Origin of the sequence: Microbacterium sp. lyk4-40-TSB-66 (genome assembly GCF_030209475.1) — a bacterium.
In the GTDB taxonomy this organism is placed as follows: Bacteria; Actinomycetota; Actinomycetes; order Actinomycetales; family Microbacteriaceae; genus Microbacterium.
On record NZ_JARVRW010000011.1, the window covers coordinates 111,113 to 130,604 of the forward strand.

Sequence of the window (19,492 nt, forward strand, 5' to 3'; positions counted from 1 at the left end):
GGTGTCGTCCCGCGCCGGCGGCGCCGGCACTCGGGAAAGGGAACGGGGTGGAAGTCTTACGCGGCGGTCTCGCCCGGCGCGAGCGCGGCGCGGGCGGTCCTACCCAGGATGACGAAGTCTCCGAGCAGGGTCCAATTCTCGACGTACGAAAGGTCGAGACGAACCGACTCCTCCCAGGACAGCGAGGAGCGCCCGCTGACCTGCCACAGACCGGTGATGCCCGGCTTGGCGAGGAACCGCCGGTGCACGTGGTCGGCGTAGACGGCGACCTCCGAAGGAAGCGGAGGACGCGGGCCGACCAGAGACATCGAGCCCCCGATGACGTTGAACAGCTGGGGGAGCTCGTCGAGGCTGTACTTGCGCATGACGCGACCGATCGGCGTCACCCGCGGGTCGTTCTTCATCTTGAAGAGGACCTCGTTGCCCGAGTCGCGCTGCTGCTCGGCGAGCTGGGCGAGCAGCTCCTCGGCGTTGACCACCATCGAGCGGAACTTGATCATCGTGAACTCGCGGCCGCGGAAACCCACGCGTGTCTGCCGGAAGAAGATCGGACCGTCGCTGGAGAGACGGACCGAGAGCATGAGGAAGACCAGGAGCGGGCTCAACAGGACGACACCCACCGACGCGGCGGTGAGGTCGACCGTGCGCTTGAGGAAGCTCTGACCGCGGGAGAACTTCGGGGTTTCCACGTGGATGAGAGGAAGGCCCGCGACGGGGCGTGTGTGCAGGCGGGGACCGGCGATGTCGACGATGCTCGGGGCGAGCACGAGGTGCTGACGCCCGGCCTCGAGGCTCCACGAGATCTCTTTGACCTTGTCGGCGGGCAGTTCGTCGGCGCTCGTGACGGCGACGGTGTCGGCGCCGGTGACCTCGAGGGCGCGGGACACGTCTCCCACGTGACCCATGACCGGGATGTCCGTGCCGGGGATGACGTCGGCGATCTTGCCGTTCGGGACGCAGGCGCCGACCACGCGATAGCCCGCGCTGGGCATCCGGGCGAACTCGCGCGCCAACTGGGTGACCGAGGTCAGCGACCCGACGAGCAGGACGTTCGCGGAGTAGCGCCCCTTCGAGCGCTGCACGATCAGCCACTGGCGCCAGACCCACCGGGTGAAGAGGAGGACGGCGATCCCCAACGGGAGGCTGATGAGGAGGTACCCGCGGGCGATGTCGATCTGGGTGAGGAAGGCGATGATCGCGACGGCGCCGAAGAGGCGGAAACTCGCGTCGGCGATCCGGACGTACTCGGCCGACCCGGTTCCGATGACCCGGTCGCTGCGCGACTCGACGAAGGCGAGGGCCCACATCCAGGTCACCACGAGGATGGCGGAGAACGCCCAGTACGACAGGTCGGTGATGCGCCCGTCGTTTCGCGCGGCGAGCTGGGCGTTGCCGAGACCGAACCAGAGCAGCTGCGTGCCGTAGACGACCCAGGCGAGCGACAGGAGGTCGGTGATCACCAGGGCGCGGCGGTACGTGCGGCGCCAGGGATCGCGACGGTACATCGGGGTGGGGCTGTCGGTCGTGGGCGGCGCCGATGTCGTCTCGGCGACCGGCGGGTGCGAACCCGACACCGATGCGCTGCCGCGAAGGTCCACTGTCACGACCTATGCCTCCCCCCGATCGACCTGCGTCGATCCCACCTCGCGAACACTAACAGGCCAATGTCACCCGCAGATTCACCCGTCGGATGTCTTCATACGCCCGAAACGTGAACGGGAAGCGCGCGCTGCGCGCTCGCGGGGGACGTATTCGCTCGCGTTCCGGTCTTCCCCTACACTCGGGCGCGCGTCAGCTCGATCACTCCGGCGTGCGCCGGAGCGGCTCGACCGGCGCGGGATCCCCGTGCTCGGGGCCAGCCGTGTCAGTCGTCCGAGAAGGGGCATCCATGTCTCGCGCCTCCGCGCGCACGCACCGCGCCCGCCGTCGACGCCGATCCGCGGGCCTCGTCGCGACCGTCGTCATCGGCGCCGTCGTCGTCGCGGCGGTCGCCGGTGTGTTCGCCTTCGCCGTCGTGCGGCCGGACCCCCCGACGGTGGCGGCGTCGGCGACGCCCACGCCGTCGACCTCGGCCGCGCCCACCGCGACGGCATCCCCGTCGCCCACCGCGACACCGAGCGCGACGACCGCGCCGACGCCCGAGGCGCCCGCCTCGCCCGCGGCGCAGGGGTGCGATGGTCCGTCCACCGTGATGGGCGTGTGGGCGCACCCCGACGACGACATCATCTTCGGCAACCCGACCATCTCCGACGCGCTCGAGGCCGGCGACTGCGTGCGAACGGTGTTCGTGACCGCGGGTGACGCGGGCAAGGGGATGCGATACGTCGAAGCCCGAGAACTCGGCATCCTGCGCGCCTACAACGACATGCGCGGGGCGCAGGGCCTGTGGGATTCCACCGATCTCACGCTGACGAGCGGCGTTCACGTGCGCCGCCTGACTCCGCAGGGGGACCCCCGGGTGTCGGTGATCTTCCTCCGCCTGCCCGACGGCAACATCACGGGAGCGGGGTTCGCGGACACGGGATTCGCCACGCTGGGTCGTCTCTACGACGGGGGGATCCCGTCGCTCTCGCCCGTTTCAGGCGGGTCGCCCGTGTCTCGGGAGCAGGTACTGGCCACCGTGCACGAGCTCTCGACGGGTTTCGCTCCCCAACGCGTCCTCACGCACATCCCTCGGGGGAGTGCCTTCGCTCCGGGGGACCACCCCGACCATTCGGTCGTCGGCAGCGTCGTACGCGACGCCCTGTCCTCGGATCCGGCGGTGGCACCCGGCATCCGTTACTTCGTGGGCTATCCGTCGGCGGACCTGCCGCGGAACGTCGAGGGGGCGGTGCTGGACGCGAAAGTCGACACCTACCGCATCTACACGCAGCAGGACGAGGTGATCCGGTGCGCCGATCGCGCAGCGTGCCTCGGAACGCGCAAGTTCGGTGAGTGGTTGCGGCGTTCCTATCCCAAGACCGAGGCGGAGCTGCAGCTGGGTTGAGCCCGCTCAGCCCTGTTCGAGGGTCTCTTCGACGGCCGCGCGGGCGTCGCGCTCGGCGATGATCTCGACGAAATCCTTCACGGGGGCATCGGCGTAGCGGTCCACGGCGACGACCGCCTCGCCGTGGACCAGGTCGGGCGCGGCCCCCGGGAACCGCGCGGCGACGCGCTCCTCGACGCCCGCGACGGTCTGCTCCTTGTCGAAACCTTCGGTGCGTCGAGTCATGACCGCTCCTCAGTGCTGGTAGGTGCCGTGCACGATGGCTCGGCCCAGGGTCGTGAAGGCGAGGGCGAACGACGCCGCCGCCGGGGTGGCATCCGCATCGATGCCCAGGGTGTCCGCGCCGACGGCGTGAACGACGAAGAAGTAGCGATGGGGCTGGTCGCCCTGGGGCGGTGCGGCGCCGAGGAACCCGGCTCGGCCGCCGTCGTTGCGCACGTGGAACGCCCCCTCGGGCAGCGGCGCCGAGGCGGCGCCCGCGGGCAGTTCGCGCGTGTCGGCGGGAAGATCCACCAGCACCCAGTGCCAGAAGCCGCTCGGCGTCGGGGCATCGGGGTCGAAGCACGTCACCGTGAAGGACTTCGTGCCGTCGGGGACGTTCGACCAGCGCAGGTGCGGCGAGGTGTCGCCTTCGTCGGCGACCTGCGCGTCGTCCAGCGGTCGCCCATCGACCACGTCGTCGCTCGTCACGTCGAACGCGGCCACGGCGGGGAGCAGCGGATACGGATCGGGAGTCTGCGGGCGGGTGAGATCGACCATGCACCGCACCCTAGGACGATCGCAGGAGCCACGGCAGGGCTTGCTCCGGCCGTCGCCGCGGGTTAGTGCGACCGCTCGGTCGCGAGCGCGAGAAGGGAGCGCGCGGCATCGTGCGATCCCGAGGGCGTCGGGAGCCCGTAGTCGTGTTCGACGACCTCGCGCAGCTCGGCCGCCAGGTGATCCACCGAGGGATGGACGTCGAGGGCGTCGAGCACGGGCAGGATCAGGTCGTCGTACTCGTCATCGGGCCAGCCATGACCGATCTGGTGAACGCCGATGGGGTCCCACTCGTTGAGCACCGCGCGAACGCGGAGTGCGACGGGCGTCAGTGACCGCGGCGGTGAGGTGGTCTGCATACGGCGAGTGTTCCGACCGACCTTAGGTGCCCGCTGAGCATCACCGATGCGTGAGGTGCGGACCGCTCCGTCGGCCTCGGCGCCCGCCGGATGATCGACGCGCCCCGACCCGCGCGGCGCGCGGTGACGCGTCGGGAGAGCCGCGTCGAGCGCGATAGCGTCGAAGGGCGCCTGAGGGCGCGACGTACCCGAAATCCGTCGCCGGGGGGCGCATCACAGGACGGAGTCGCCGTGAGTGACATCGACGAGCCTTCGCGTGGGGACCGTGCCGATGCGGAGGGTGGAGCCCGTCGGCGACGCGGCATCAGCCGCCGCGCCCTGGTCTTCGGGGGGATCGCCGTGGGTGGTCTGGCCGCGCTGGGGGGCGGCGCGCTGGTGTACCGCGACATCCGCCGGTCCGCCGGTCCGGAAGGCGCCTGGGTGAAGCTCGCCCCGATCGTCCCGGCGCCGGGTGCGCTGCCGCGGGAGACATCGCCCGCGTTCGAGCAACCGGGGCAGGACACCACCGTCGCCGTGTGGGCGCACGCCGACGACGACATCATCTTCGCCAACCCCCACCTCGCCGGCGTGATTGCCTCGGGGGCCGCCCTGCGCACGATCTTCGTGACGGCCGGTGACGCGGGTCGGGGACTCGACTACGCGCGGCAGCGGGAGGCCGGCATCCGCGCGGCCTACGATCTGATGCGCGGGAGCACGGCCCCGTGGGACACGCGGGAGATCACGTTGCTGAGTGGCGCCCGCGCGACGCGGTTCGTGCCCTCGGACGACCCACGCCTGTCGATCACCGTGCTGCGCCTGCCCGACGGCAACCTGAGTGCGAAGGGGTTCCCCAGTACGGGTGATGCGGGCCTGACGCAGCTCATCAACGGCACCGTTCCGGTGCTCCGCCCGATCGACGACGGCCCCGCTCTCGACGCGAGCCGCCTGGCCGACACGGTCGCCGAACTCATCCACGCCGGACGCCCCGACCACGTGACGACGAACATCCCGCACGAGAGCGTGTTCGCTCGCGGAGACCACCCCGATCACTCCTGCGTCGGCTCGCTCGTGCGCGCGGTCGCACCCGCCGTGCAGGTGCCCGCGGATGCCGTCACGTATTACATCGGCTATCCCTCGCAGCATCAGCCGGTCAACATCGAGGGCGAGGAGCTCGCCGCCAAGGTCGATGTGTACCGGACGTACGCCGCGGAGGACTCCGTCGTGACGTGCGAGAGCGCTTCCGCCTGCCTGTCGCAGCCCGGCTTCGGCCAGTGGCTGCGTCGTTCGTACGGCAAGGCCGAGAGCGAGCTGCAGCTGCGCTGATCCGCAGGCGGACGCGACGGCGCCGCCCGCGGAGCGGACGGCGTCGGGGTGGTGCGGACCGGGACGGGACGCGATTCGTGGGCTCAGCGCCCCGCCCCGGTGTCGAGGGGAGGTCAGTCCTCGGAGACCGTGACGGTGACCTCGATGTTTCCACGCGTGGCGTTGGAGTACGGGCAGACCTGGTGGGCCTCGTCGGCGAGCTGCTGGGCGAGCTCGGCGTCGACACCGGGGAGGACCACCTCGAGCAGCACGGCGAGCTGGTAGCCGCCCTGGCCGTTCGAGCCGATCTGCACGCGTCCGCCGACCGAGGAGTCCTCCAGCGTGACCTTGTGTCCGCGGGCCACCGCGTGCAGCGCGCCGTGGAAGCACGCGGCGTAGCCGGCGGCGAAGAGCTGCTCGGGATTGGTGCCCTGACCCGAGCCGCCCATCTCCTTGGGGGGAGCGACCTCGAGGTCGATGTAGCTGCCGGCGGTGACGTGGCCGGTGCGACCGTGGCCCGTCGAGACGGCTTCGGCGGTGTAGAGGGCTTCCATGGGGTGTCCTTTCGAAGGGCGGATAGGTGGGGGGCGCTCACGCCGAGGGGCGGGGAGCGCCGACGGAAGCGAGCACCGCGTCAGGGTGGTCGCGAAGGTCTTTCATCGCGTCGGTGAGACGGTGCAGCGCGTCGATGAGTTCGCGCGCGTCGTCGGCGTCGGTGAAGCCCGCTCCGGCGGCGATGCACCGCGGCACGTGCGCGAGGTCGTCACGCAGGGCGACGCCGCGATCGGTGAGCGCGACGGTGACCACGCGCTCATCGCGGGAAGCGCGGGTGCGCGTGACGTAGCCGGCCGCTTCCATGCGCGCGAGCATCGGCGACAGGGTGCCGGAGTCCAGCTGCAGGGCTTCGCCCAGGCTCTTCACCGTCTGTTCGCCGTCGGCCCACAGCGTCACCAGGGCGATGTACTGCGGATAAGTGAGATCGAACGGCTCCAGCAGCACGCGGTAGGCCTGGGTCGTCGCGCGGTTGGTGGCGTACAGCGCGAAACACACGAGGGCGTCGACTGCGGGCATGTCAAAAGCATTGCACGCAATTCAATTGTGCGCAACCTTTATTTGCGATCGCCGCGCGTCACCCGCTTGTCAAGCCCTGCCGTGCCGCCGCGGAGCGCGTGAGCATGGGGCGCATGATCAGCAGCCGTGACGTGGAATTCGCGCCGCCCCCGGGTCTCCCCGCCGCCGGGGACGCGGACCTGCTCGCCATCAACGGGCGCCATTTCGCCCTCGGCGACACCTCGCCGGTGCGGAGCGTCACCGCCTGATCGCCCCCGCCGCGATCGGCGTCCTGGTCAGTCGCGCGTCGCTCGCTGCACGTCCGCGTCGGTTTCGTCGAGGGGATGCCGGGTGACCAGCAGTTCCGCGACGCGCCTGCGCTCCACGGCGCTCACCTGCAGCGTCGCACCGTCGACCTCGACGGTGTCGCCGGCCCGGGCCAGGCGCCCCAGCCGCTCCACGACGAACCCGCCGACCGTGTCGGCCGCGCCGCGAGGGAGGGTCACACCCGTCGCCTCCTCGAAGTCCTGCAGGTTGAGGCGCCCTTCGACGACGCCGTGCTCGCCCTCGGCCAGCGGCTGCTCGGCGTCGGTGTCGTACTCGTCGAAGATCTCGCCGACCACCTCCTCGACCAGGTCCTCGAGTGTCACGATGCCATCGGTGCCGCCGTACTCGTCGACCACCACCGCGATGTGGCTGCCGTCGGCGCGCATCGCCGTGAGCGTCGGCAGGACGCGGGCGGTGGAGGGGATGTAGCGGATCTCGCGCATGACGGCGCTGAGGGGACGCCCGGTGTCGTCGGAGAGGTCTCGCACGTGGACGAATCCGACGACGTCGTCGATGGACTGCTCCGCGACGGGATACCGCGAGTAGGGCAGATCCCGCACGGTCTCGCGGGCTTCGGCAATCGTGCCCCCGGCATCCAGGGTCACCACCTCGGGCCGTGGGCGCATGACCTCGCTCACGTGCCGTCCACGCAACGACAGCACGTCGTCGAGGATGCGACGCTCGTCGGCCGGGAGCCCCTCGTGACTGGACACGATGTCGCGCAGTTCCTCCTCGGTGAGCTCCTCACCGGTCTTGTTCGGATCTCCGCCGAGCAGCCGCACGAGGAGGTTGGTCGACAGCGACAGCAACCAGATCACGGGACGCATGAGCTTTGCGAACCCGTTCAGCACCGGGGCGACCGTGTAGGCGAACGCGGCGTTGCGCTGAATCGCCAGGCGCTTGGGCACGAGCTCGCCCAGCACGAGCGACAGATAAGCGATCACGAGGGTGAGGGCGATCGTCGACACCGTCGCCGCCATGGCGGGCTCGAGACCCAGGTTCTCGAACAGCGGAGAGACCGAAGGGGCGATGGATGACGCGCCGTACGCGGCGGAGGCGAACCCCGCCACCGTGACGCCGATCTGCACCGCGGAGAGGAACGTGTTCGGGTTGCGTGCGAGGTCGGCGACCTTCTGTCCCCGCTTGCCGCGGGCGGCGAGAGCGTTGACCTGGCTCTCGCGCAGGGTCACCAGTGCCATCTCGGTCGCGGCGAACACGCCCCCGATCAAGACGAACACGATGACGAGGACGATGTTGAGCGCGAGGTCGTTCATCGGCGTGTCACCCCCGATCGAAGGGAGGTTGCGCCCGGGGTCACCCGGGCGCTCGGACTATGACCGACGGAGTCGCAGGCGTGGCTCATGGCGCGAGTGTAGTGACGCTCGCGGCAGCCCGCGCCGTCGGGACGAAGGGTTGCGCCCGACCCGCGCCTCTGCTTCGCGGGCGGGTCAGAGAACCGCCCCGTCGGCGGCCGCGACGCGCACCGTCGTCCCGTCGCGCACCTCGACCTCCCACACCCATGTGCCGTCGTCCTCCTCCAGCTGGACCTCGTCGACGCGCTCGCCGCCCGGGTTCTGCGCCGTGGCGATCCGCACGGCGTCGGCCAGCGTGGTGACGGCGGCGTCCAGCGCGGCACGTTCCTCGGCGTCGATGCCGTCGTGGTCCTGCGACGACTGCACGGTCGTCCCATCGGATGCCACGCGCACCTCGACCTCGCGCTCGCCCACCGCGACGTGCACCTCCCACGCGTCGTCGTCGCCGCGTTCCAGTTCGAAGCCGCGACCGCCGGCGCTCGCCTCGGCGGTGGTGATCGCCGTCACGGCGGTCCTGCCGTCGTCGTCGAGAGCGGTCGCACCGGATGCCGCGCTCCCGGGCGCATCCGATGAACCGGGGACGGGGCCGCCCCCTGTAGCGGGGGCGCAGGCGCTGAGGATCAGCCCGCCGGCGACGATGAGCAGGGCGATACCGGGGATGCGGGTCGGAGCCATGCCGGAAGGCTAACGACGGCGAATGCGCGGTCCCGAGCCGTTGCATCCGCGCTCGCCCTGTGCGTCGGGGCAGGGCGTTACCCATTCGAGACCTGCTCGTCAAGCGGGGGGCAGTGTTCAGGGAGGCGTCGAAGCATCGTGGACATGAGCGAGATCACCGCACACCACGGACTTCTGACCGACATCGACCTCCACGTCGACGACACCGGCGGCACCGGTCGCCCCGTCGTCCTCATCCACGGCTGGCCCCTCTCGGGCGAGTCGTGGGCGCACCAGGTCCCCGCGATCGAGGCGGCCGGATACCGCGTCGTGACCTATGACCGCCGCGGCTTCGGCCGCAGCGACAAGCCGCGCTCCGGATACGACTACGACACCTTCTCCGACGACCTCAAGGCCGTCATCGAGGCCCTCGACCTGCGCGACGTCACCCTCGTCGGCTTCTCGATGGGTGGCGGAGAGGTGGCCCGTTACCTCACGCGTCACGGCGCCGACCGCATCCACAGCGTCGTCTTCGCCTCCGCCGTGCCCCCGTACCTGGCCAAGACCGACGACAACCCGGAGGGGCCGCTCGACGACGAGACCGCCGACGGCATGAAGCAGGGGCTCAAGGACGACGAGAAGGCGTTCTATCACCAGTTCACGACCGACTTCTTCTCGGTCGGCGGCACCCTCGCCGTGTCCGAGGCGGACCGCGCCGAGGCCGAGCGTCTCGCGAACCAGGCCGATCACCACGCAGCGCTGAAGGCGATGGAGGCGTTCGCGACCACCGACTTCCGTGACGACCTGCCCCACGTGACGGTGCCCACCCTCGTCATCCACGGCGACAGCGACGGCACCGTCCCCTTCGAGGGCTCGGGCAAGCGCACCCACGAGGCGATCGCGGGGAGCGAGCTCCACGTCGTCGCCGGCGCGCCCCACGGCGTGAACGTCAGCCACGCCGACGAGTTCAACCGGGTGGTCATCGACTTCCTCCAGCGCTGACCGGCAGCGCTCGCGTCCTCACTCTCGCCCGCATCCGCGGTGGACGCGTTCGCACGGGACATGCCCCGCCGCCCTCGGGCGGCGGGGCATCGTCGTCCCCGGCTTCACCCGCTCGCGGACACGGGCGAAGCGGGTGGTGAAGCAGGCCGCCCGGGTATCGCCGGACGCGCTAGGGCGGCGTACCGGCGTCCTAACCTGCCCGCATGTCCTCGCTCGACGGTGCCGCCGTTCCCCGCCGGGGCCGTCGCCGTCGTCGACGGTGGCGCGAGGGGGGATCGAGCACCGCCCGGTGGGACGTCGAGCTGCTCGGGTGGGCCGTCTGCGCGGTCGGGGTCGGAGTGATCGGGGCGCACCTCGCGCCCGCCCTGTTCCCGGTCGAGACGGCCGCCGGCGGCGCGCAGGGGATCATCTGGACGGCGATGGCGGCGCCCGTCGCCCTCGCCTTCGCGCGCTCGCGTCCGCGGGGTCTGCTCCGGTTCCGGGCGATCGACGTCGTGTACGGCCTCGTCTTCGGCATCCTGCTCCGACTCGCCCAGGGCGCGGTGGCCGGTATCGGCGACGGTGACGCCCCCTGGCCCTCGGTCTTCTCGACCGATGGCGGGCTGCCGCCCGGCTTCGTCGTCGACGCGGTCGCGGGCTCGCTGTTCACCCCGACCATCGAGGAGCTGCTGTTCCGCGGAGTGGTGCTGGTCAGTGCCTACGCCGTCCTCCGGCGCAGTGTGGGCGGTGCCGCGGCGGGGATCGCCGCGGTGGCCGTGTCGACGGCGCTCTTCGTCGCCGCGCACGAACTCGCCGCGCTCCGCGATCCCGCGGACCTCGTCGCCCTCACCCTGCTCAGCGTGGTCGCGGGGGCGTTCACGATCGGGACGGGGCGTATCTGGCCGGCGGTGGCCGTGCACGTCGTCTTCAATGCGTCCGGCTTCGCCCTGTTCGCCGCGGGCACGCTCCTGTCCTGACGGCGGCGGCATTTGGCCGTGGCATCCGGATGCCGTAGTCTTGCTCTTTGGTGCCCGCCTCTCTGCGAGCGGGTTGCCCGAACGTGAGCCCTCCACCGGCCCTGGTTGCCCCGTCATCGACGGAGCAACGGACCACCGGAGCGGGATTCACGAACTCCTCCGTTCGAATAAGAAAGCAGCACTACTGTGACGCGCACTTTCACCCCCAAGGCCGCTGAGGTCACGCGCGAGTGGGTCGTTATCGACGCCACCGACGTCGTCCTCGGCCGTCTCGCCTCGCACGCGGCGGTCCTCCTCCGCGGCAAGCACAAGGCGACCTTCGCCAACCACATCGACTCCGGCGACTTCGTCATCGTGATCAACGCCGAAAAGGTGGCGCTCACGGGGCAGAAGCTCCAGAAGAAGAAGGCTTACCGCCACTCGGGTTACCCGGGCGGCCTCAAGTCGGTCACGTACGAGGAACTCCTCGACAAGAACCCCGTCCGCGCGGTCGAGAAGGCCATCCGCGGCATGCTGCCCAAGAACAGCCTCGGCGCGGCGCAGCTCAAGAAGCTCAAGGTGTACCGCGGCGCCGAGCACCCCCACGGTGCTCAGCAGCCCACGGCATACACCTTCGACCAGGTCGCCCAGTAAGCGCCGCCGGATAAGGACGAAACAGTGTCGAACATCGACCCCAGCAACTACAGCACCGAGACGCCGGCCGAGCAGTCGACCGTCGCCGCCGAGCGCCCCGTGCTCTCGGTCCCCGGCGCAGCCGTCGGCCGCCGCAAGCAGGCCATCGCCCGCGTGCGCCTCATCCCGGGCTCCGGCACGATCACGGTCAACGGCCGCACGATCGAGGACTACTTCCCGAACAAGCTGCACCAGCAGCTGATCAACGACCCGTTCACGGTGCTCGAGCTCGCCGGCTCGTACGACGTGATCGCTCGCATCTCCGGTGGTGGCCCCTCGGGTCAGGCCGGCGCGCTGCGCCTCGGAATCGCCCGCTCGCTCAACGAGATCGACGCCGAGAACAACCGCCCGACCCTGAAGAAGGCCGGCTTCCTCTCGCGCGACGCTCGCGTCAAGGAGCGCAAGAAGGCCGGTCTCAAGAAGGCCCGCAAGGCGCCTCAGTACTCCAAGCGCTGAGTTCGACGCTCCGGATGCCTCTTTTCGGCACGGACGGGGTGCGGGGGCTGGCCAACGGCCTCCTCACCGCCGAACTCGCGCTGCACCTGGCCCAGGCGACTGCTGTCGTCCTGGGCCAGGGCCGTTCGGCGGAGGCGCGCAAGGCCGAAGGCCGTCGCCTCACCGCCGTCGTCGCGCGCGACCCGCGCGTCTCGGGGGAGTTCCTCGCGGCCGCGGTCTCCGCGGGACTCGCCTCCTCGGGCGTCGACGTACTCGACGCCGGGGTGATCCCCACGCCCGCTACGGCCTTCCTCATCGCCGATCACGACGCCGACTTCGGCGTGATGGTGTCGGCGTCGCACAACCCCGCTCCCGACAACGGGATCAAGATCTTCGCCCGCGGAGGCACGAAGCTGCCCGACGTCGTCGAGCAGCGCATCGAGCTCGCCCTCGAGGGTGAGCGCCTGCAGCCCACGGGTGCCGGTGTCGGCCGTATCCGTCGCTTCGCCGACGCCGAGGACCGCTACGTCCTGCACCTGCTGGGTTCGCTGCCGCACCGCCTCGACGGCATCCACGTGGTGCTCGACTGCGCCCACGGCGCGGCCGCCGGAGTGTCGCCCGAGACGTTCAAGGACGCGGGCGCGACCGTCACCGTCATCGGGGCCGAACCCGACGGCCTCAACATCAACGACGGCGTGGGCTCGACGCACCTGGACGTGCTCGCCGAGGCCGTCGTGCGACTCGGAGCCGACGTCGGCATCGCCCACGACGGCGACGCCGACCGTTGCCTCGCCGTCGACGCCCAGGGGAACATCGTCGACGGCGACCAGATCATGGCCATCCTCGCGGTGGCGATGAAGCAACGCGGCGCGCTCGTCGACGACACCCTCGTCGCCACGGTCATGAGCAACCTGGGGCTGCATCGCGCGATGGCCGACCACGGCATCCGGGTTCTCCAGACCGGCGTCGGCGATCGCTACGTGCTCGAAGCCATGAACGAGGGGGGCTACTCCCTCGGTGGTGAGCAATCAGGTCACGTCATCATGAGCGAGTTCGCCACGACCGGCGACGGCCTGCTGACGGGCCTGCACATCGTGGCCGAGATGGCCCGACAGGGCAAGACCCTCGCCGAGCTCGCGTCTCTGATGACGGTGTACCCGCAGGTGCTCGTCAACGTGCGCGGCGTCGATCGCGACGGCGTGACCGACGCGGGCGTCCAGGAGGCGGTGGCCGCGTCCATCGCCGACCTCGGCGATTCCGGCCGGGTGCTGCTGCGCGCGTCCGGTACCGAACCTCTCGTCCGCGTGATGGTCGAGGCGGCGTCGGAAGAGGTCGCCCGGGCCCACGCGGATCGTTTGGCCGACGTCGTGCGGGAGCGCCTGGCGCTCTGACCCGGTCCGCCGCCGCGGCGGCCCGCGTCGCCGGTCGGCCCGGGCCGCTCCGGTTCATTCGGTTCGGGGCGTCTTCGGCGGTTCGGGGAGGGATTCTCACGCCCCGGACGGCGAGATCCGCCCCGAACTCGGAAGCCGTGCGGCGACGACGGTGGGTCAGTACTCCAGCGACTCGATATAGCGGAGGAGTACTCCCTCGCGCAACGCCCAGGGGGAGACCTCGAGCTCCTCGACGTCGAGCGCCTTCATCGCCCGCTCGACGACGACGGCCGCGGCGACGATCTGGAACGTGCGGTCGGCGGTGATGCCGGGCAGTGCCTCGCGCGCGTCGGCGGGGATGCGGGCCAGCCGCGGGATCCAGTCCTTCAGCTCCCGGCGGGGCAGCACCATGCGGTCGATGCCCGACCAGCCCGGTACGGGATACCCCGCGAGCTTGGCGAGCGAGCGGATCGCCTTCGACGAGCCCACCACGTGGTCGGGCCGGGGGAGCGCCGCGAAGCGTTCCGCCACGGGCGCCAGAACGGCCATCGCGTGCTGACGCAGCGCGTCGATCTCGTCGGCGCCGGGCGGGTCGTGCGGCAGGAACTGCACCGTCGAGCGTCCCGCACCCAGCGGCACCGATTCGGCGAGGTCGGGCAGCTCGTCTCCGCCGCCGGCGATCTCGAGCGAGCCGCCGCCGATGTCGAACAGCAGGATCTGCCCCGCCGACCAGCCGAACCACCGCCGCACCGCCAGGTAGGTGAAGCGCGCCTCCGTCTCGCCGCCCAGCACTTGGAGCGGCTGGCCGAGGACGTCCTCGATCCGCGCGATCACCGCCTCGCCGTTGGTCGCCTCGCGCACCGCCGAGGTCGCGGTGGCGAGGAGCTCATCGACCCCCTCGGCGCGCGCGTGCGCGCAGGCCGCGGCCACGGCATCCACCAGTCCCTCCACCCCCTCGGGCGAGATGGAGCCGTCGGGCTGCAGGTAGCGCATGAGGCGGAGCACCGAGCGGTGCGACGTGGTGGCCGTCGGCCGACCTCCCGCGCGGGCGTTGGCGACGAGCAGGTGGACGGTGTTCGAACCGATGTCGAGAACTCCCAGGCGCACGGTCCGAGCGTAGTGGCGCGACCCGGCCGCCCGGCGTCGACGTCGCGGTCGGGCCGGGGTCAGCCGGAACGGCGCGATCCCGCCGGTAGCATGGGCGGGTGTCCGCCGCCGAGACCGACGCTCCCGCGCCGTCGCTGAGCCCCTACCGTCAGATCGACCGCGACGACTGGTCGCGCTTGGCGGGTGGACTGCCGCAGCCGCTGACCGAGCACGAGATCGTGCAGCTGCGCGGGATCGGTGACCGGCTCGACCCGCGCGAGGTCGCCGAGGTGTACCTGCCCCTGAGTCGACTGCTGAGCCTCTACGCGCGTGCCACGCGCCGACTGGGCGCGGACACGAGCGAGTTCCTCGGTGAACCGGATGCCACGACCCCGTTCGTCATCGGCGTCGCCGGCTCCGTGGCGGTCGGCAAATCGACCATCGCCCGCCTCCTGCGCGAGCTCATGAGCCGCTGGCCCGACACCCCCCGGGTGGAGCTGGTCACCACGGACGGCTTCCTCTACCCGAACGCCGAGCTCGAACGCCGCGGACTCATGGAGCGCAAGGGCTTCCCCGAGTCGTACGACCGGCGGGCGCTCGTGCAGTTCCTCAGCGAGGTGAAGTCGGGTGCCGAGGAGGCGCGAGCACCCTTCTACTCCCACGTGCGGTACGACATCATGCCCGACGCGCACGTCACCGTGCACCGACCCGACGTGGTCATCGTGGAGGGGCTGAACGTCCTGCAGCCGCCCCCGTCACCGAACGAGGTCGCCGTGAGCGACCTGTTCGACTTCTCGATCTACGTCGACGCGGACGCCGCGCACATCGAGAAGTGGTACGTCGAGCGGTTCCTCGCGCTGCGCGACAACGCCTTCACGAACCCCACGTCGTTCTTCCGCGTCTTCGCCGACATCAGCGACGAGGAGGCCGTCGAACGCGCCCTCGGCTACTGGCGCGAGATCAACCTCCCCAACCTCGAAGAGAACGTCCTGCCCACGCGGCACCGCGCAGGTCTCGTGCTGCAGAAGGGCGCCGACCACACGGTCGAGTCGGTCCTGCTGCGCAAGCTCTAGGGCCGCCCCCGACCCGTCTGCCGCGGTCGCAGGGGGTGCTCGGCATCGCCCCGTAGGATGGGGGCTCATGTGCGGAATCATCGGTTACGTGGGTCCTCGTCAGAGCCAGGACATCCTTCTCGCCGGACTGTCCCGGCTGGAGTACCGGGGCTACGACTCCGCCGGCATCGCCGTGATCGACGGTGAGGGCGCCCTCGACATGCGCAAGCGCGCGGGAAAGCTCGCGGTGCTCCGCGACGACCTCGAGGCCTCGCCCATGCCGAACGGCACCACCGGTATCGGCCACACGCGCTGGGCGACGCACGGCGGACCGACGGATGCCAACGCGCACCCGCACCTCGCCGACGACGACAAGCTCGCCGTCATCCACAACGGCATCATCGAGAACTTCGCCGAGCTCAAGAGCGAGATGGTCGGCGAGGGCTTCGCCTTCCGCAGCGAGACCGACACCGAGGTCGCCGCCGTCATGATCGGCCGGGAGTACGCCCGCACCAAGGACCTGGTGCAGGCGTTCCGCGCGGTCGTCTCGCGCCTCGAGGGGGCGTACACGCTGCTCGCCATGCACCAGGACCACCCGGGTCTGGTCGTCGGTGCGCGCCGCAATTCGCCGCTGGTCATCGGCCTCGGCGACGGCGAGAACTTCCTCGGCTCCGACGTCGCCGCCTTCGTCGAGCACACCCGCAACGCCCTCGCGATCGGGCAGGACGAGATCGTGGCCATCACCCCCGAGGGCGTCGAGGTGACCGACTTCTCGGGCGCACCGGTCGAGGTCGAGGCGTTCGAGGTCACGTGGGACGCCTCGGCGGCCGAGAAGGGCGGTTGGTCGTCGTTCATGGCCAAGGAGGTCTCGGAGGAGCCCGAGGCCGTCGCCAACACCCTGCGCGGACGCATCCACGAGGGGCGGGTCGAGATCCCCGAGCTCGACGGACTCGACGACTTCCTCGCCGACATCGACCGCATCCTCGTCATCGCGTGCGGCACCGCCGCCTACGCCGGCATGGTCGGCAAGTACGCGCTCGAGACCTGGACGCGCGTGCCCGTCGACGTCGAGCTCGCCCACGAGTTCCGTTACCGCGACCCGGTGCTCTCCGCCCGCACGCTGGTCGTCTCGATCAGCCAGTCGGGTGAGACCATGGACACGCTCATGGCGGTGAAGTACGCCCGTTCGCGTGGCGCGAAGACGCTGTCGATCTGCAACACGCAGGGAGCGACCATCCCGCGCGAATCGGATGCCATCGTCTACACGCACGCCGGCCCCGAGGTCGCCGTGGCCTCCACGAAGGCCTTCGTCGCGCAGATCACCGCGCTGTACCTGCTCGCCCTCCACGTGGGGCGGATCCGCGGCGCCATCGATCCCGTCGCCGCGGTCGAGGCCGTCGCCGAGCTCGAGGCCGTGCCCGGCAAGATCGCCCGCGTGCTCGAGAGCGAGCAGGCCCGCATCGAGCAGCTCGCCCACTGGATGGCCGACACGCGCTCGGTCCTCTTCCTCGGCCGCAACGTCGGATACCCGATCGCGCTCGAGGGTGCGCTGAAGCTGAAGGAACTGGCCTACATCCACGCCGAGGGCTTCGCCGCCGGCGAGCTCAAGCACGGCCCCATCGCCCTGATCGAGCCGGGCCAGCCCGTGTTCGTCGTGGTGCCGTCGCCGCGCGGCTCGGGTGAGATGCACAAGAAGGTCGTCTCCAACATCGAGGAGATCCGCGCGCGCGGTGCCCGCGTCATCGCGATCGCCGAAGAGGGCGACGTCGCCGTGCTGCCCGCCGCCGACGAGGTGCTGCGCATCCCGCTGGCCGCCCCGCTGTTCGAGCCGCTGCTGGCCGTCGTGCCGCTGCACATCTTCGCGATGGGTCTGGCCGAGGCCAAGGGCCTCGACGTCGACCAGCCGCGCAACCTGGCGAAGTCGGTGACGGTCGAATAGACCGCGTGTCGCAGGAGGGGCCGGATGCCGCGGCATCCGGCCCCTTCGCCGTCGGTCGCGAGGCCGAACTCCGGAGAATCGCGCGGCATCGCGGCGGCAACGCGCCCGGAAGGCAGCGCGGTGACCGGTTCTCCGGAGTCCGGCTCGCCGACGACGGCGCCACGGCGTGTGCGGGCACCGGCAGAATGGAGCGGATGCCACGAGGGGAGGGCGCATGATCGTCGGAATCGGCGTCGACGTGGTCGACGTCCCCCGCTTCGCCGCCACACTCGCGCGCACCCCTCGACTGCTCCCGCGCCTGTTCGCCCCCGCTGAGCGCGTGCTCAAGCCCCGCTCGCTCGCCGCGCGCTACGCGGCGAAGGAGGCGCTCATCAAGGCCCTCGGCGGATCCGACGGCGTGCACTGGACCGACATCGAGGTGGCCTCCGAGGAGTCGGGACGCCCCGTCTTCGCCCTGACCGGCGAGACCGCCGTGACCGTGGCCGGGCGGGGGATCACCGCCCTGCACCTCTCGATGTCGCACGACGCGGGGCTCGCGACGGCGTACGTCATCGCCGAGGCCGTTCCGCCGGCCGGAGTCACGGCATCCGTTTTCCCCACCGCCCGAGAGGACACCGCATGAGACTGCCGCGGGGAGTGCTGCGCGAAGCGCTCATCGACGTCGAGGCGATCACCGAGAACGTGCGGCACCTGCGCACGCTGACGGGCTCGCAGATCATCGCGGTGGTGAAGGCCGACGGCTACGGTCACGGAGCGCTCCGCGCCGCCCGCGCGGCGCTCGAGGGCGGCGCGACGCGCATCGGCGTCTCCGACATCGATGAGGCGCTCGCCCTGCGGCGAGCGGGCGTGCGCGCCCCCCTGTTCGCGTGGTTGCATGCGCCGGGAGCGTCGTTCACCGAGGCGGTGCGGCACGACATCGAGCTCGGCGTCTCCGACCTCGACCAGCTGGAGCGGGCCGGAGAGGCGTTCGCGGGCGGACGACCCGCCGCCGTCCACCTCAAGATCGAGACGGGACTCTCGCGCAACGGCATCGCGCCCGAGCAGTGGCGGACCGTGTTCTCCGAGGCGGCGCGACTCGAGCGCATCGGGCGCGTGCGGGTGATCGGGGTGTTCTCCCACCTGTCCAACACCAGCCTCGACGACGACCGCGCGGCGCTCGCCCGCTTCCACGAGGGCCTGGCGCTCGCCGCGGCCGCGGGACTGAACCCGCCCCTGCGGCACATCGCCGCCACCAACGCGGCGATCACCCTCCCCGAAGCGCGGCTGGGCTGCGTCCGCATCGGTATCGGCATGTACGGCGTCTCGCCCCTGGCCGACCGCACGGCCGCCGACCTGGGTCTGCGTCCGGCCATGACGCTGCGCGGAGCGGTGGCGGCGGTGCGGCGCGTTCCCGCCGGCACCGGGGTGTCGTACGGCTACGACTACCGCACCGAGCGCGACACGACCCTCGCCCTCGTGCCGCTGGGCTACGCCGACGGCGTCCCCCGCCAGGCCTCCGGCCGCGGACCGGTCTCGATCGGCGGCCGCCGTTTCACCGTCGCCGGTCGCATCGCGATGGACCAGTTCGTCGTCGACGTCGGCGACCACCCGGTCGCGCTGGGCGACGAGGTCGTGCTGTTCGGCGATCCGACTCTGGGCGCGCCCTCGGCGCGGGACTGGGCAGATGCCGCCGACACCATCGACTATGAGATCGTCACGCGCGTGGGCGCCCGCGTCCCCCGGCGGGAGGTCGAGGCGTGAGCGTCCCCGACGAGCTGCTCGGCACACGCGAGATCGCCGCGCCCTCCGATATGCACGAGCTCGGCCGGCGGATCGGCCGCTCCCTGGCGCCCGGGGACGTCGTCGTGCTCACCGGGCCCCTCGGCGCCGGCAAGACGACCCTGACGCGCGGGATCGGCGAGGGACTCGGCATCCGTGGTCCGATCCAGAGCCCCACGTTCGTCATCGCCCGCACGCACCCGTCGCTGGTGGGCGGCACGCCGCTGGTGCACGTGGACGCCTATCGTCTGGGGGCGGCGGTCGAACTCGACGACCTCGACATCGACGTGGCGCACTCGGCCGTGATCGTGGAGTGGGGGAAGGGTGTCGCCGAGTACTTGGCGGACTCGTGGTGGGAGATCGAGATCGACCGGCACCTCGGCGGCCGCGGAGTCGACAACGCGTGCGGCGAGATCGCCGTGCACACCGTCGAGCTCGACGTGGATGCGCCACGGACGGTGACGATCTCGCGTCGGCCCTGACTCCCGGACGGAGC

Annotated in this window: 22 protein-coding genes; 13 read left to right on the plus strand and 9 right to left on the minus strand. The window is 71.1% G+C overall.

The window, feature by feature from the left end; all coding sequences use genetic code 11:
• Positions 1–56 precede the first annotated feature (56 nt).
• On the minus strand, positions 57–1,604 hold the full coding sequence (locus QRO03_RS14140) for a sugar transferase (RefSeq protein ID WP_502883053.1): 1,548 nt from the start codon (positions 1,602–1,604) through the stop codon (positions 57–59).
• A gap of 284 nt (positions 1,605–1,888) precedes the next feature.
• Here QRO03_RS14140 and QRO03_RS14145 point away from each other — a divergent pair, with 284 nt between their 5' ends.
• Positions 1,889–2,986 carry a PIG-L family deacetylase gene (locus tag QRO03_RS14145; RefSeq protein WP_285138116.1) on the plus strand — a complete coding sequence of 366 codons (1,098 nt, stop codon included), beginning with the start codon at positions 1,889–1,891 and terminating at the stop codon, positions 2,984–2,986.
• 6 nt (positions 2,987–2,992) lie between these two features.
• Here the strand turns inward: QRO03_RS14145 and QRO03_RS14150 are convergent, their stop codons facing one another.
• The 3 genes from QRO03_RS14150 to QRO03_RS14160 all read right to left on the minus strand — a co-directional run bounded on the left by QRO03_RS14150 (position 2,993) and on the right by QRO03_RS14160 (position 4,101).
• On the minus strand, positions 2,993–3,211 hold the full coding sequence (locus tag QRO03_RS14150) for a three-helix bundle dimerization domain-containing protein (RefSeq protein WP_285138117.1): 219 nt from the start codon (positions 3,209–3,211) through the stop codon (positions 2,993–2,995).
• A 9-nt stretch (positions 3,212–3,220) separates the two neighbouring features.
• Entirely contained in the window at positions 3,221–3,745 is a 525-nt protein-coding gene (locus QRO03_RS14155) for a YbhB/YbcL family Raf kinase inhibitor-like protein (protein ID WP_285138118.1), read from the minus strand.
• 62 nt (positions 3,746–3,807) lie between these two features.
• Entirely contained in the window at positions 3,808–4,101 is a 294-nt protein-coding gene (locus tag QRO03_RS14160; protein ID WP_285138119.1) for a hypothetical protein, read from the minus strand.
• 231 nt (positions 4,102–4,332) lie between these two features.
• On the opposite strand from QRO03_RS14160, the gene QRO03_RS14165 reads away from it, so the two are divergent.
• Positions 4,333–5,403 (plus strand): PIG-L family deacetylase, encoded by a 1,071-nt coding sequence (locus QRO03_RS14165; RefSeq protein ID WP_285138120.1) that lies wholly within the window; start codon positions 4,333–4,335, stop codon positions 5,401–5,403.
• Positions 5,404–5,516: 113 nt separating this feature from the next.
• On the opposite strand, the gene QRO03_RS14170 is transcribed toward QRO03_RS14165, so the two are convergent.
• Complete coding sequence (locus QRO03_RS14170; protein ID WP_285138121.1) at positions 5,517–5,936, minus strand: organic hydroperoxide resistance protein; 420 nt, start codon at positions 5,934–5,936, stop codon at positions 5,517–5,519.
• Positions 5,937–5,973: 37 nt separating this feature from the next.
• Positions 5,974–6,453, minus strand: a complete 480-nt coding sequence (locus tag QRO03_RS14175) for a MarR family winged helix-turn-helix transcriptional regulator (RefSeq protein WP_285138122.1) — start codon at positions 6,451–6,453, stop codon at positions 5,974–5,976.
• A 113-nt stretch (positions 6,454–6,566) separates the two neighbouring features.
• Here QRO03_RS14175 and QRO03_RS14180 point away from each other — a divergent pair, with 113 nt between their 5' ends.
• Positions 6,567–6,701 (plus strand): hypothetical protein, encoded by a 135-nt coding sequence (locus QRO03_RS14180; RefSeq protein ID WP_285138123.1) that lies wholly within the window; start codon positions 6,567–6,569, stop codon positions 6,699–6,701.
• A gap of 27 nt (positions 6,702–6,728) precedes the next feature.
• Here the strand turns inward: QRO03_RS14180 and QRO03_RS14185 are convergent, their stop codons facing one another.
• Together QRO03_RS14185 and QRO03_RS14190 are read right to left on the minus strand one after the other, a co-directional pair.
• Complete coding sequence (locus QRO03_RS14185; protein ID WP_285138124.1) at positions 6,729–8,033, minus strand: hemolysin family protein; 1,305 nt, start codon at positions 8,031–8,033, stop codon at positions 6,729–6,731.
• Positions 8,034–8,207: 174 nt separating this feature from the next.
• Complete coding sequence (locus tag QRO03_RS14190) at positions 8,208–8,747, minus strand: PepSY domain-containing protein (RefSeq protein WP_285138125.1); 540 nt, start codon at positions 8,745–8,747, stop codon at positions 8,208–8,210.
• Between the two features lie 144 nt (positions 8,748–8,891).
• Between QRO03_RS14190 and QRO03_RS14195 the strand changes: the two genes are divergently transcribed.
• From QRO03_RS14195 to glmM, 5 genes are all read left to right on the plus strand, one after another.
• Complete coding sequence (locus QRO03_RS14195; RefSeq protein ID WP_285138126.1) at positions 8,892–9,728, plus strand: alpha/beta fold hydrolase; 837 nt, start codon at positions 8,892–8,894, stop codon at positions 9,726–9,728.
• Positions 9,729–9,931: 203 nt separating this feature from the next.
• Entirely contained in the window at positions 9,932–10,684 is a 753-nt protein-coding gene (locus QRO03_RS14200) for a CPBP family intramembrane glutamic endopeptidase (RefSeq protein ID WP_285138127.1), read from the plus strand.
• 186 nt (positions 10,685–10,870) lie between these two features.
• Positions 10,871–11,317, plus strand: a complete 447-nt coding sequence (gene rplM, locus QRO03_RS14205; protein ID WP_183418467.1) for a 50S ribosomal protein L13 — start codon at positions 10,871–10,873, stop codon at positions 11,315–11,317.
• Between the two features lie 24 nt (positions 11,318–11,341).
• The gene (gene rpsI, locus QRO03_RS14210; protein WP_285138128.1) at positions 11,342–11,812 is read left to right on the plus strand and encodes a 30S ribosomal protein S9; all 471 of its coding nucleotides are present in this window, start codon (positions 11,342–11,344) and stop codon (positions 11,810–11,812) included.
• A gap of 14 nt (positions 11,813–11,826) precedes the next feature.
• Positions 11,827–13,182 carry a phosphoglucosamine mutase gene (gene glmM, locus QRO03_RS14215; RefSeq protein ID WP_285138129.1) on the plus strand — a complete coding sequence of 452 codons (1,356 nt, stop codon included), beginning with the start codon at positions 11,827–11,829 and terminating at the stop codon, positions 13,180–13,182.
• A gap of 156 nt (positions 13,183–13,338) precedes the next feature.
• On the opposite strand, the gene QRO03_RS14220 is transcribed toward glmM, so the two are convergent.
• Positions 13,339–14,268, minus strand: a complete 930-nt coding sequence (locus QRO03_RS14220) for a Ppx/GppA phosphatase family protein (RefSeq protein ID WP_285138130.1) — start codon at positions 14,266–14,268, stop codon at positions 13,339–13,341.
• Between the two features lie 98 nt (positions 14,269–14,366).
• On the opposite strand from QRO03_RS14220, the gene coaA reads away from it, so the two are divergent.
• The 5 genes from coaA (at position 14,367) to tsaE (ending at position 19,478) form a co-directional block, all read left to right on the plus strand.
• A complete protein-coding gene (coaA, locus tag QRO03_RS14225; protein ID WP_285138131.1) occupies positions 14,367–15,320 on the plus strand; it encodes a type I pantothenate kinase in 954 nt (317 codons plus the stop codon).
• Positions 15,321–15,387: 67 nt separating this feature from the next.
• On the plus strand, positions 15,388–17,238 hold the full coding sequence (gene glmS / locus QRO03_RS14230; RefSeq protein WP_285138132.1) for a glutamine--fructose-6-phosphate transaminase (isomerizing): 1,851 nt from the start codon (positions 15,388–15,390) through the stop codon (positions 17,236–17,238).
• A gap of 214 nt (positions 17,239–17,452) precedes the next feature.
• Positions 17,453–17,860 carry a holo-ACP synthase gene (locus tag QRO03_RS14235; protein WP_285138133.1) on the plus strand — a complete coding sequence of 136 codons (408 nt, stop codon included), beginning with the start codon at positions 17,453–17,455 and terminating at the stop codon, positions 17,858–17,860.
• On the plus strand, positions 17,857–18,978 hold the full coding sequence (gene alr, locus QRO03_RS14240; protein ID WP_285138134.1) for an alanine racemase: 1,122 nt from the start codon (positions 17,857–17,859) through the stop codon (positions 18,976–18,978). Before QRO03_RS14235 ends, alr begins: the two co-directional genes overlap by 4 nt.
• Positions 18,975–19,478, plus strand: a complete 504-nt coding sequence (gene tsaE / locus QRO03_RS14245; RefSeq protein ID WP_285138135.1) for a tRNA (adenosine(37)-N6)-threonylcarbamoyltransferase complex ATPase subunit type 1 TsaE — start codon at positions 18,975–18,977, stop codon at positions 19,476–19,478. Before alr ends, tsaE begins: the two co-directional genes overlap by 4 nt.
• Positions 19,479–19,492: the final 14 nt, after the last annotated feature.

What these genes read in the sequence shown, in the direction of transcription:
- QRO03_RS14185 (WP_285138124.1), bottom strand. Translation starts at nt 8,033, where the DNA reads ATGAACGACCTCGCGCTCAACATCGTCCTCGTCATCGTGTTCGTCTTG.
- QRO03_RS14155 (WP_285138118.1), bottom strand. Translation starts at nt 3,745, where the DNA reads ATGGTCGATCTCACCCGCCCGCAGACTCCCGATCCGTATCCGCTGCTC.
- QRO03_RS14180 (WP_285138123.1), top strand. Translation starts at nt 6,567, where the DNA reads ATGATCAGCAGCCGTGACGTGGAATTCGCGCCGCCCCCGGGTCTCCCC.
- QRO03_RS14145 (WP_285138116.1), top strand. Translation starts at nt 1,889, where the DNA reads ATGTCTCGCGCCTCCGCGCGCACGCACCGCGCCCGCCGTCGACGCCGA.
- QRO03_RS14195 (WP_285138126.1), top strand. Translation starts at nt 8,892, where the DNA reads ATGAGCGAGATCACCGCACACCACGGACTTCTGACCGACATCGACCTC.
- QRO03_RS14150 (WP_285138117.1), bottom strand. Translation starts at nt 3,211, where the DNA reads ATGACTCGACGCACCGAAGGTTTCGACAAGGAGCAGACCGTCGCGGGC.
- alr (WP_285138134.1), top strand. Translation starts at nt 17,857, where the DNA reads ATGAGACTGCCGCGGGGAGTGCTGCGCGAAGCGCTCATCGACGTCGAG.
- QRO03_RS14200 (WP_285138127.1), top strand. Translation starts at nt 9,932, where the DNA reads ATGTCCTCGCTCGACGGTGCCGCCGTTCCCCGCCGGGGCCGTCGCCGT.
- QRO03_RS14170 (WP_285138121.1), bottom strand. Translation starts at nt 5,936, where the DNA reads ATGGAAGCCCTCTACACCGCCGAAGCCGTCTCGACGGGCCACGGTCGC.
- QRO03_RS14175 (WP_285138122.1), bottom strand. Translation starts at nt 6,453, where the DNA reads ATGCCCGCAGTCGACGCCCTCGTGTGTTTCGCGCTGTACGCCACCAAC.
- QRO03_RS14160 (WP_285138119.1), bottom strand. Translation starts at nt 4,101, where the DNA reads ATGCAGACCACCTCACCGCCGCGGTCACTGACGCCCGTCGCACTCCGC.
- QRO03_RS14235 (WP_285138133.1), top strand. Translation starts at nt 17,453, where the DNA reads ATGATCGTCGGAATCGGCGTCGACGTGGTCGACGTCCCCCGCTTCGCC.
- glmM (WP_285138129.1), top strand. Translation starts at nt 11,827, where the DNA reads ATGCCTCTTTTCGGCACGGACGGGGTGCGGGGGCTGGCCAACGGCCTC.
- QRO03_RS14190 (WP_285138125.1), bottom strand. Translation starts at nt 8,747, where the DNA reads ATGGCTCCGACCCGCATCCCCGGTATCGCCCTGCTCATCGTCGCCGGC.
- glmS (WP_285138132.1), top strand. Translation starts at nt 15,388, where the DNA reads ATGTGCGGAATCATCGGTTACGTGGGTCCTCGTCAGAGCCAGGACATC.